This window comes from Nocardia sp. NPDC004568 (assembly GCF_040609955.1).
Taxonomy (GTDB): Bacteria; Actinomycetota; Actinomycetes; order Mycobacteriales; family Mycobacteriaceae; genus Nocardia.
Genome location: NZ_JBEXLL010000080.1, coordinates 19,252 through 30,001 on the forward strand (window position 1 = coordinate 19,252; position 10,750 = coordinate 30,001).

Annotated in this window: 7 protein-coding genes and 1 pseudogene; 6 read left to right on the forward strand and 2 right to left on the reverse strand. The window is 69.6% G+C overall.

Annotated elements, in window-relative coordinates:
* Window positions 1-51: 51 nt before the first annotated feature.
* Genes trmB through ABZV91_RS27295 form a run of 3 tightly spaced genes read left to right on the forward strand, consistent with a single transcriptional unit; the run spans window position 52 to window position 5,291 of the window.
* On the forward strand, window positions 52-870 hold the full coding sequence (gene trmB / locus ABZV91_RS27285; RefSeq protein WP_355247474.1) for a tRNA (guanosine(46)-N7)-methyltransferase TrmB: 819 nt from the start codon (window positions 52-54) through the stop codon (window positions 868-870).
* A complete protein-coding gene (locus ABZV91_RS27290) occupies window positions 870-1,598 on the forward strand; it encodes an NYN domain-containing protein (protein ID WP_355247477.1) in 729 nt (242 codons plus the stop codon). The genes trmB and ABZV91_RS27290 overlap by 1 nt, the downstream gene beginning before the upstream one ends.
* Window positions 1,599-5,291, forward strand: a complete 3,693-nt coding sequence (locus ABZV91_RS27295; RefSeq protein WP_355247480.1) for an MMPL family transporter — start codon at window positions 1,599-1,601, stop codon at window positions 5,289-5,291.
* An 18-nt stretch (window positions 5,292-5,309) separates the two neighbouring features.
* Here ABZV91_RS27295 and ABZV91_RS27300 read toward each other — a convergent pair whose 3' ends face one another.
* Together ABZV91_RS27300 and ABZV91_RS27305 are read right to left on the reverse strand one after the other, a co-directional pair.
* A complete protein-coding gene (locus ABZV91_RS27300) occupies window positions 5,310-5,960 on the reverse strand; it encodes a DUF1707 domain-containing protein (RefSeq protein WP_355247498.1) in 651 nt (216 codons plus the stop codon).
* Between the two features lie 122 nt (window positions 5,961-6,082).
* Window positions 6,083-7,399, reverse strand: coding sequence for an AI-2E family transporter (locus tag ABZV91_RS27305; RefSeq protein WP_355247483.1), 1,317 nt, complete (start codon window positions 7,397-7,399; stop codon window positions 6,083-6,085).
* A gap of 204 nt (window positions 7,400-7,603) precedes the next feature.
* Between ABZV91_RS27305 and ABZV91_RS27310 the strand changes: the two genes are divergently transcribed.
* From ABZV91_RS27310 to ABZV91_RS27320, 3 genes and pseudogenes are all read left to right on the forward strand, one after another.
* The gene (locus ABZV91_RS27310) at window positions 7,604-9,082 is read left to right on the forward strand and encodes an adenylate/guanylate cyclase domain-containing protein (RefSeq protein WP_355247501.1); all 1,479 of its coding nucleotides are present in this window, start codon (window positions 7,604-7,606) and stop codon (window positions 9,080-9,082) included.
* 65 nt (window positions 9,083-9,147) lie between these two features.
* Window positions 9,148-10,251, forward strand: coding sequence for a YbhN family protein (locus ABZV91_RS27315; RefSeq protein ID WP_355247486.1), 1,104 nt, complete (start codon window positions 9,148-9,150; stop codon window positions 10,249-10,251).
* A gap of 54 nt (window positions 10,252-10,305) precedes the next feature.
* Window positions 10,306-10,677, forward strand: a pseudogene (locus ABZV91_RS27320) (DUF3054 domain-containing protein); the annotation flags it as partial.
* Window positions 10,678-10,750 lie beyond the last annotated feature (73 nt).

Sequence of the window (10,750 nt, forward strand, 5' to 3'; positions counted from 1 at the left end):
CCCCTACCAACGGGTAGCCCCCTACCGGTCCGTTGCGGCCCGGAACCGGCCATGCTGGACAATAGGGCTGTGAACGACGCCGTGCACCCCAGCTCCGAGTCCGTTCCGGTCGCCCTCTCGGAAACCTCCGGCGATACCGGAGGCCAGCGGCGACGGCATGCCGCTTCCCGGCTCTACCCCCGGGTCACCAGCTTCCGGTCCCGGCGCGGCGCACTCACCCCCAACCAGCAGAAATCCTGGGATCGCAGCTGGCCGGTGCTCGGCCGCGAGGTCGCCGACGAACCCCTCGACGCCGCGGCGTGGTTCGGCCGCTCGGCACCCCTGGTCATCGAGATCGGCTGCGGTACCGGGACGGCGACCGCCGCCATGGCGCTGGCCGAACCGCATCTGAACCTGATCGGTATCGAGGTCTATCAGCCCGGGTTGGCCCAGCTCGTCCAGCGGATCGAACGCGAGGAGATCGGCAATATCCGGCTGCTGCGCGGGGACGCCGTGGACGTGCTGGAGAACATGATTGCTCCCGGATCGCTGACCGGCGTGCGCGTATTCTTCCCGGACCCGTGGCCCAAGGCACGCCACCACAAGCGCCGGCTGCTGCAACCGGCAACCTTCGCGCTCGTCGCCGATCGGCTACGGCCCGGCGGGATCCTGCACGTGGCGACCGACCACGCCGGGTACGCCGAGCACATCGCCGAGGTCGGCGCGGCCGAACCCCAGCTCATCGGGTTGAACGGGACCCGCGGGGGAGCCGGGACCGCGCACCGGGAATCCGCGCCGATCGGTTTCGAGCGGCCGGTCACCAAATTCGAGAGCAAGGCACACACCGCCGGTAGTGCGATCAACGAGTTCATATGGGGCAAGATCGAATGATGAGCGTCAGTGAGATGGCCCCGGCCGGCGACGAGGTTGCCGGAAGTCTGCACGAATCCGGCGACGAGTCGGTAGGGCCGGATACCGACGGTCTGCGGCGGGTCCTGCTGGTCTGGGACGCGCCGAACCTGGACATGGGCCTGGGCGCCATCCTCGGGGGGCGGCCCACCGCCGCCTATCGGCCTCGCTTCGACGCGCTCGGCCGGTGGCTGCTGGCCCGCACCGCCGAACTCTCCGCCGGCGAGAAGAACCGGCTGGAACCCGAGGCGACCGTGTTCACCAATATCGCCCCCGGCACCGCGGATGTGGTCCGGCCGTGGGTCGAGGCGTTACGTAATGTCGGTTACGCCGTTTTCGCCAAACCGAAGATCGACGAGGACTCCGATGTCGATTCGGACATGCTCGGCCATATCGCCCAGCGCACCCGCGGCGCCGGCCTGGCCGGGATCATCGTGGCCTCGGCCGATGGACAGGCCTTCCGGGAGCCGCTGGAGCAACTCGCCTCCGACGGCATCCCGGTTCAAGTGCTCGGCTTCCGCGAGCACGCGAGTTGGGCAGTAACATCCGATACTCTCGAATTCGTCGACCTCGAGGACATCCCGGGAGTTTTCCGTGAACCGCTGCCGCGGGTGAGCCTCGACTCGCTGCCCGACGAGGGTGCCTGGCTGCAGCCGTTCCGGCCGCTGTCGGCGCTGCTCACCTCTCGCCCCGCACAAGGAGTCGCTTAAGTGTTCACCCGCTGGGGCGATCTGGTCTATCGGTTGCGATTCGCCGTCATCGGAGTTGTCGTCGCCGGGATGCTGGGCCTGGGGGCCTACGGTCTCGGCCTGGCCGACCATTTGAGCTCCAGCGGCCTGTTCGATCCGAACTCCGAATCGGTGAAGGCCGCCGAACTGTCCGACGAGGCGTTCGGCCGCGACCACAACGCCGATGTGCTGGTGCTCTACACCGCACCCGAGGGCCAGACCGTCGACAGCGATCCGGCCTTCCGCGACAAGATCGTCGACAGCCTGAACCGGCTGCCCCGGGAGCATCCGGACCAGATCGCCAAGGTGAACGGCGCCTACTGGAAGACCGAGACCGGCGAATCCCAGCCCGCGGTATTCGGCTCCCAGGACAAGACGAAGACCTTCGCCTCCATCGCGATCGTCGGCGACAACGACACCGATATGGTCCGCAACTATCGCGCGGTCAAGGACGTCTTCGACATCGAGGGCGTGAACGTGCAGGTCGCGGGCCTGCAACCGGTAGCGGGCACCCTGAACGACACCATGGCCCACGACCAGCACCGGATGGAGATCCTGGCCATCCCCGCCGTGGGCATCCTGCTGTTCTTCATCTTCGGTGGCGTGGTCGCGGCGGCACTGCCGCTGATCATCGGCGGCCTGACCATCATCAGCGCCAACGGCATCATCATGATGCTGACGAAGGTCACCGAGGTGAACACGTTCGTCGGCGCGGTGGTCTCCATGATCGGCCTGGGCCTGGCCATCGACTACGGCCTGTTCATCGTCAGCCGGTTCCGCGAGGAATTGGCCGAGGGTTACGACACCCGCGCCGCGGTCCGCCGCTCGGTGGTCACCGCCGGGCGTACGGTCGTCTTCTCCGCGACCATGATCATCGCGAGCCTCGGCGGCCTGCTGCTGTTCCCGCAGGGCTTCCTGAAATCCATGGCCTACGGCACCATCGCGACCGTCGCGCTGGCCGCCCTGGCCTCGATCACCCTGCTGCCCGCCATGCTGAGTGTGCTGGGCAAACGGGTGGACATGCTCAGCTTCAAGCAGATCCGCAAGACCAAATCCGCCGAGGAGGTGGAGGCCAGTTTCTGGGGCCGGGCCACCACCTGGGTCATGCAGCATCCGCTCAAGATCGCCATTCCGATCTGTGTGCTGCTCCTGCTGCTGATCATCCCGGTGAAGAACCTGGCGTTCGGCGGGATGAGCGAACGCTACCTGCCCCCGGACAACGACACCCGCGTCGCGCAGGAGGAATTCGACAAGACCTTCCCGCTGCGCCAGTCCGACCCCATCCAGCTGGTGTTCGTCGGCGAGGACACCCGGGCCATCGCGAAGGTGGTGCGCGAGGCCGACAAGGCGCCGGGCCTGGCCGACACGTCCGGTTTCTCGGTGCCGTCGGAGTCCGCGACCCATTCCGGGGTCTTCCGCAGCAGCGCGACGCTCATCGATTCCGAGGACTACCGGCCGACCGTCGAGTACCTGCGGGCGATCAACGTACCCGACGGCGTGACCATGTACGTCGGCGGTCAGCCGACCCTGCAGGGCGACAGTATCGACGCGCTGCTGGACCGGATGCCGCTGATGATCGCCCTGGTGCTGCTCGTCACCACGGTGCTGATGTTCCTCACCTTCGGTTCCCTGGTGCTGCCGATCAAGGCGGCGTTGATGAGCGCGCTGGGCCTCGGCTCCACCCTCGGCATCCTGACCTGGATCTTCGTCGACGGTCACGGCGCCGGCCTGCTGAACTTCACGCCGCAGCCGATCATGTCGCCGGTGCTGGTGCTGATCATCGCGATCATCTACGGCCTGTCCACCGACTACGAGGTGTTCCTGCTCTCGCGCATGGTCGAAGCCCGCGCGATGGGCGCCTCGACCACCGAGGCGGTGCGGATCGGCACCGCGCACACCGGGCGCATCATCACCGCCGCGGCATTGATCCTGCTGGTGGTGACCGGCGCGTTCGCGTTCTCCGATCTGGTGATGATGCAGTACATCGCCTACGGCATGATCGCGGCGCTCATCATCGACGCCACCATCCTGCGCATGCTGCTCGTACCGGCGACCATGAAACTGCTCGGCGACGACTGCTGGTGGGCCCCGGCCTGGATGAAGCGGATCCAGCAGAAGATCGGCCTGGGCGAACCGATCCTGGCCGACGAGCGGCCCGGCGGCGGCGATGTGGTCGACCTGGTCAAGACCACCCCGGTCACCGACCCGGTCACCATGCAGATGCCGGCGGTCGACGCCGAGAAGCAGCGCAAGACCCCGGTACTCAAACGCACCCGCGAGGAGATCGAGGCCGCCGCGCCCACCGCCCATATGCAGGCGGTACCCAAGCGACCACGCAAGGCCGACGGCAAACAGTCCACCGCTGCCCCGACGGCGCCCAAACAGCAGATGCCCACCCCGCCGGACCCGACCCGGCCGCGCGCCAACCCACCCGCCGGCGGCCCGGGCGAAGCCGGCCCCGGCGCGGCCGAGGAATCCGGGCGCGGACCCCGGCCCGCCGAGGGCCACGGCCCACAGCCCGCCGCGACGCAGGTGCCCGCGGAGAAACCGGCGAACCGGAGCCCGCAGCAGCCCGGAGCGGAATCCGTCCCGGCACCGGGCCGCCTGCCGAGCCGAGCCCCGGAACCCGGCCGCGGTCCGGGCGGGCCCGCCGCCGAACCGGGCCGTGCGCCCGGCCCGCGCGCCGATTTCCGGCCGCTGCCCGGCCGTACTCCCGGTGGTCAACCCGGACCCGGCCGTCCCCAGCCCCACCAACCGGGCGCGGAGCAGCCCGCCCCACCACCGGACGGACAGCGCACCCCGCCGGGCCCGGGTGGGCCGGGCCGCCCACCGGCCGGCTCGTCCCGGCCCGGTTTCGCCACCCCGAATCTGCGCGGTCTGTTCGCCTCCGAACCGACCGAGGACGGCGAGACCCAGAACGCCGGCGGCCGCACCGTCTACCCGAGCCCCGCCGACGCTCCCCCGGTGCCGCCCACTCCGCAGCAGGCCCGGACCACGGGCGGCACGGTGAACCCCCGGCCGGACACGTCACTGCGGATCCCCGGCGCGCCCGGACAACCCGGTGGCGCGACGCGGCCACCCGTCCCGCCGCGTCCGGCGGTGCCCGAGGGCCGGCCGCCCGGTCGCCCCGGTCCCGGTCAGCCGGGCGGCTGGGCAGGCGACGGCAATCGCCCGGCACCCGGCCAGGGCCCGGCGCGACCACCCCTACCGCCACGCCGCCCCGGACCGGACGGACAGCCGGGCCCGGCCGACGCACGTCTCCGGCAGGACCAGGGTTCCCAGCCACGTCCGATCCCGCGGGCTCCCGAGCCCGGCAGTACGCCGGCCGGCCCCGCCTCGGGTCTGCCCGAACTCCCGCGCCGGGTACCGGGCGCTCAGCCCCCGGCTGTCCCCGGTCTCTATCCTGTGCCGGAGCCGCCGACCCGACCCGCCGAACGGCCGGGCCCCGCCGCACCGCGGCCCGACAGCCTGGCCCAGCAGTCCGCCGGCGGCGCGGCCCCACAGGACGACGCGGACCCCCGCGAGCGCAACAGCATCGAATCGTGGATGGCGGGGCTGCGGTCCGCCCGGCGTCAGCAGGCCGGGATGCCGGCCGACGACTCGGGCCGCCACCAGCAGAGCGAGGGCCGTTCGGTCAGCGTGAACGAACTGCTGCGCCGCCGCGAACAGGACTAGCGCCGGCCGGAGCCCGGCTCATTGCCCGAGCAACCGGCGCCAATGGGCAGCGAAGGGTTGTTTGGCGGTGACCGAGCCGAACCGGACCCGGCCGTGTACGAGCAGGTGCAGCGGTCCGATCGGCGGACCGCTGCGCACCTTGTTGTTCACACTGGATCCGACCAGTTCGAGGCCGTCCAGATCGACCGTGGCCTCCTGTGGCACCACCAGGGTGAGAGAGCTGGCGTAGTCGTCGACCTGGATCTCCACCACCTGGGTGGTCATGATCGCCTGGGTGAAGTCCAGCGTCACCCCGGACAACCAGCTGTTGACCCGCAACATCGGCGCGACCTGCCAGTTGCCCCGGCGGCTCACCCCCGACATCCGCGGCCGGATGGCCCCGCCCTGCACCACCCCGGACAGCCCCGCGCGGGCGGTGTCCCCGGGTTGCGGCAGCGGTACCGGTTTGCCGTGACCGGCCCGCGCGGTGGCGGGTTCGCCGATCAACCGGACCCCGGGCAGGTCGACGAGCACCGAGTTCAGCTCGCCGCGGGTCTTGGCGGCCAGCGCGGTGTCCATCCGCTCGGTGAACTCGCCCAGGGAGAGCATGCCCAAACCCACCGCCCGCTGCAGGAGCTGCCCGACATGTTCCCGTTCGGCGTCGGATACACGCAGGTCCCGGTTGCCCACCTGGCCACCGGAACCCGCACCGTCGAATACCGGATCGGGGCCGTTCATAGGACCGAGATTACCCAGCACGGCCCGGATCCCGCATCAGGGCATTCCCGGATGCGGGGGTGGCAGCTACGACGTCAGCCCTGCTCATCTCCGGTTTCTCGCCGGGTGGCGGAGGTGGCCGGCCCGGGTTCCGAGCCGTCCTTGCGCGGCGGTGCGTCGGCGACCCGGGCCAGCGGTAGCCGGCGCTGCGCCTCGGCGAGCAGCGCCCCGATATCGAAGCGGCCCAGCACCTGGGGTCCGCTCACGGAATGCTCGCCGTCCTCCGGAGAATCCGGTTCGGCCACATAGATCCCTTTACGGTCCGGCGTCAGTTCACCGAGCAGCTCCTCGGGGTCCGTGGCGAGCAGCGAGCGGATCGCGGTGTTCAGCACCGCCACCAGCGGTACCGCCAGCAGACCACCCGCGATACCGCCCAGCACCACGCCCGCGGCGATCGCGAGTACCACCGCCAGCGGATGGATCCGCACGGCACGCCCGAGCAACAACGGTTGCAGCACATGCCCCTCCAGCTGCATCACCGCGACGATGATGCCGAGCACGATGAGCGCGGTCACGAATCCCTTGGTCACCAGCGCGATGAACACCGCCACGAAACCGGCCAGGAACGCGCCGATGATCGGAATGAACGCGCTGATGAACACCAGCGAGCCCAGTGGCAGCGCGAGCGGCACGCCGAGCAGGGCCAACCCGGCGCCGATTCCGATCGCGTCCACGGCGGCGACCACCACGGTGGCCCGGACGAAGCCCACCAGCGAGCCGAATCCGAGTTCTCCGGCGGTACGCACCCGTTCCCGATGCGGGGTCGGAACGACCCGGGTGACGAAACGCCAGATCTGGTCGCCGCTGTAGAGCAGGAAGATGAGGATGAACAGGGTGAGGAAGGTTCCGGTGAGGATGTGGCCGATCATGGTCGCGGTGGTCAGCGCGCCACTGGTGAGCGTGTCCTGATTCGACTGGATGGCCCGGACGGCGGCATCACCGGCAGTGCGGATCTGGTCGTCGCTCAAGTGCATCGGACCGTTGATGGCCCAGTCCTGGACCTTGTGGATGCTGTTGGTGAACTCGTCGGACAGCTGCGGCACGCCCACCACGAACTGCTCCACCACGAAGGTCACCACGCCGGCGACCAGTCCGAGCGAACCGACCAGCGCGACGAAAACCCCGATCCCGCGCGGCACCCCGCGGCGCTGCATCCAGTCCACCAGCGGGGCCAGCAGCGCGGCCGCCAGCATGGCGATGGCCAGCGGTATCACCACCGTGTCGAGTCGCCGCACCGCGGCCGCCAGCACCGCGACCAGGGCGAAGATCACCAGCAGTCGCCAGGCCCATTCGGCGGTCTGCCGGACGATGGGGTGAACGGCGTCTGCGGCAGCTGGTTTGGGCTCGGTCACCCGACCGAGCCTAGTGAGCGAAGCCCACCTACCGGCCGCGCACTGCCGGAGCAGCGGCGCAGCGGCGCGAACGCCGAGGTGGGCACAATGCGCACGGCCGGAGCGAATGCGGAGGTATGCCCCTCACCCGGGAAAACAGAGCGGTCGGCCCCGGGCGCTAGATTGGTACACGTGTCAGCGCCATTGGAAGCGGTCAAACAGACCATGCATACGCGCTGGCCCCTGTACCTCACCTCGATGTTGCTCGCGAATGCCTTCGGCGCCGTCTTGGTGTGGGCGTTCATCCAGTACGGCCTGCCGGTGCCCGAAGGCGAGGAACCGGGCACCCGCCAGGTCGGCCTGCTGGTCCCCGCGGTCGTGTTCCTCACCGGAGGTTTCCTCAGCGTGGCGGCCTCGGCACTGATGCTGCGGCCGGTGATGCGCTGGCAGGTGCGAGGTGGCCCGCCCAGCCGGCAGGAGCAGATGGCCGCCCTGCACGCGCCGCTGCGGCAGGCGATTCTGCATCTGGCCCTGTGGGTTCTCGGGGGCGGCGTCCTCGGCGCGGCGATCATCTCCGAGACCCCGGCCCTGGCCGGCGCCGTGATCATCACCGAATGCATGGCCGCGACCATCGTCTTCGGTTTCACCTACATGCTCGGCGAACGTATCCTGCGCCCGGTCGCGGCCGAGGCGCTCACCGCCGGACGTTTCGACCACACCCTCACCCCGGGGGTCGGCACCCGGATGGCGATGACCTGGGGGATGGGCACCTTCGCCCCGACCATCGCCATCGTGCTGTTGTGCGTCACCCAGATCTCGTCGGATGTGAAGTTCTCCGCGCAGTCGCTGGCGGTCTCCATCCTGCTGCTGTGCGGGGTGGTGATCATGCAGGCGCTGGCCCTGTCCATGCTCACCGCGTCCAGCATCTCCGACCCGGTGCGTCAGCTCAGCCAGGCCATCGACCAGGTGCAGAACGGCGCCCGCGATGTACAGGTGGAGGTCTTCGACGGAAGTGAGATCGGTCTGCTGCAGGTGGGTTTCAACCGGATGATGGAGGAGGCGGCCACCCGGCAGCGGCTGCAGGAGCTGTTCGGTCAGCATGTGGGCGCCGAGGTGGCCCAGCGTGCCCTGGACTACGGCACCGAACTCGGCGGGGAAACGCGCTTCGTGGCAGTCCTGTTCGTGGATATGGTCGGCTCCACCGCGACCGCCGCCGAACACCCGCCCACCGAGGTGGTGAGCCTGCTCAACGAATTCTTCCGGGTCGTGGTGGATGTGATCGACCGCCACCACGGGTTCGTCAACAAATTCGTCGGCGACGCCGCTCTCGCCATTTTCGGCGCGCCGCTGGACCGCCCGGACGCGCCCACGGCCGCACTGGCCGCCGCCCGCGATCTGCGCGAGGCCTTGCGGGCGGTCGCCGGACTGGATATCGGTATCGGAGTTTCCGCGGGGTTGGCGGTCGCGGGGAATATCGGTGCCGCCAACCGCTTCGAATACACCGTTATCGGGGACCCGGTGAACGAGGCGTCCCGGCTCACCGAACTCGCCAAAGATCATCCGGGCCGGGTGCTGGCCTCCGGGTCGGCACTGTATTTCGCGGAGGACAGCGAGCAGCGGCACTGGACGGCGGGCGAAGAGGTGCAATTGCGTGGCCGCCGCCGTAAGACCCGGTTGTCCTGGCCGAGCGAAACCGCGGACTAGCGCGTCGACGGCGGTATCGGACCAGGCAGCGGACCGCGGCGGGGGGTGTCCATTAGGCTGGGCCCGTGACGGCCGACGGTGATGCAGCGGGTACCGCTGCTGTGCCCGGGGCCGGAGAAGCGGAGCACACCGAGAATCGCCGCCGCAGATTCCGGGTGCTCAAATGGCTGGCCGTTTCGATCGTGCTTCTCCTGCTGATAGGCGAAGCGTTTTATCTGTGGCCGCGATTACACGAATCGTGGCGCAAACTCACCGAAATTCATTGGGGCTGGGTCGCGCTGTGTATCGCGGCGCAAATGTTGTCCATGACCGGGTTCGGCCACGTCCAGAAACAGCTCCTGCGCGCGGGCGGCGTCGAGGTGAGCCAGCATCGCTCGGTGGCGGTCGTCTACGGCGCCACCGCCATGTCGGTGACCCTGCCCGCCGGGCAGGTGTTCTCCACCGCGTTCACCTATCGGCAGACCCGGCGCTGGGGCGCCAGCCCGGTGGTCGCATCCTGGCAGCTGGTCTTCTCCGGGGTGGTCTCCGCGGCGGGCCTGGCCCTGATCGGCGTGCTCGGCACCGTGCTCGCGGGCGGCCGGGTGGGTCCGGTGAACCTGCTCGTGTCGGTGGCCGCGGTGGTGGCGCTGGTCTGGGCGGGGAACTACGCCTCACGGCATCCCGGCACACTCGAGAAGGTGCTGCACCGGGCACTGCTGCTGGTGAACCGGGTACGCAAACGATCCGTGGATACCGGTATCGACAAGATCCGGGAAATGCTCGATCAGGTCGAATCGGTGAAACTGGGCACCCGGGACGGCGCGTGGGTCACCTGGTGGGCGGTGATCCACCGGTTCGCCGATATCGTCTGCCTCGGCGCCGCCTGCTACGCCATCGGCGGCGATCCCCGCTGGGCCGGACTGCTGATCGCGTTCGCCGCGGGTAAGGCCGTCGGTTCGATCCCGTTCGCGCCGGGCGGAATCGTCTATGTGGACGCGACACTGATCTACGGTCTCACCGCGGCCGCCGGGCTGCCGGCGGCGCAGGCGGTCGCCGCCGCGTTCGTGTACCGGCTGGTGAGTTTCGTGCTGATCGCGATCATCGGCTGGATCGTCTTCGCGTTCCTGTTCCGTACCCGCAATGCCGAGGACGACGAATACGAGAAGGAATTCTCTCAGCGCAACGCCTGAGCCGGTCCGGCACACCGTGGCCGCGTCGCCGGAACCGCGACTAGGCTGCTCGGAGTGAAATGGTTCGCTGCGATCGGTGCCGACTTCGTCCTGGTGGTGCTGTTCTGCGCCATCGGCCGCCGCAGTCACGACGAGGCCGTGCTCACCGGTCTGTTGCACACGGCGTGGCCCTTCGTGGCCGGGCTGGCCGTGGGCTGGATCGCGGCGGTACTGGCCGAGCGCGGCCGCGCCGGTCAGGACCCGCCCGACGGCTCGCGCCTGTGGCCCGCCGGTGTGGTGATCTGGTTGTGCACACTGGTGATCGGCATGCTGCTGCGGGTGGTCGCCGGTCAGGGCACCGCCTTCAGTTTCATCGTGGTGGCGGCGCTGGTGCTGGCGTTCTTCCTACTGGGCTGGCGCGCAGCGGTCGCGGCGATCAGCCGCAGCAGCATGCCGATCACCAGTGTGCACAACCAGATCACCACACCGGCGGGCCACAGGCGCGAGCCGTCGGGCGGGT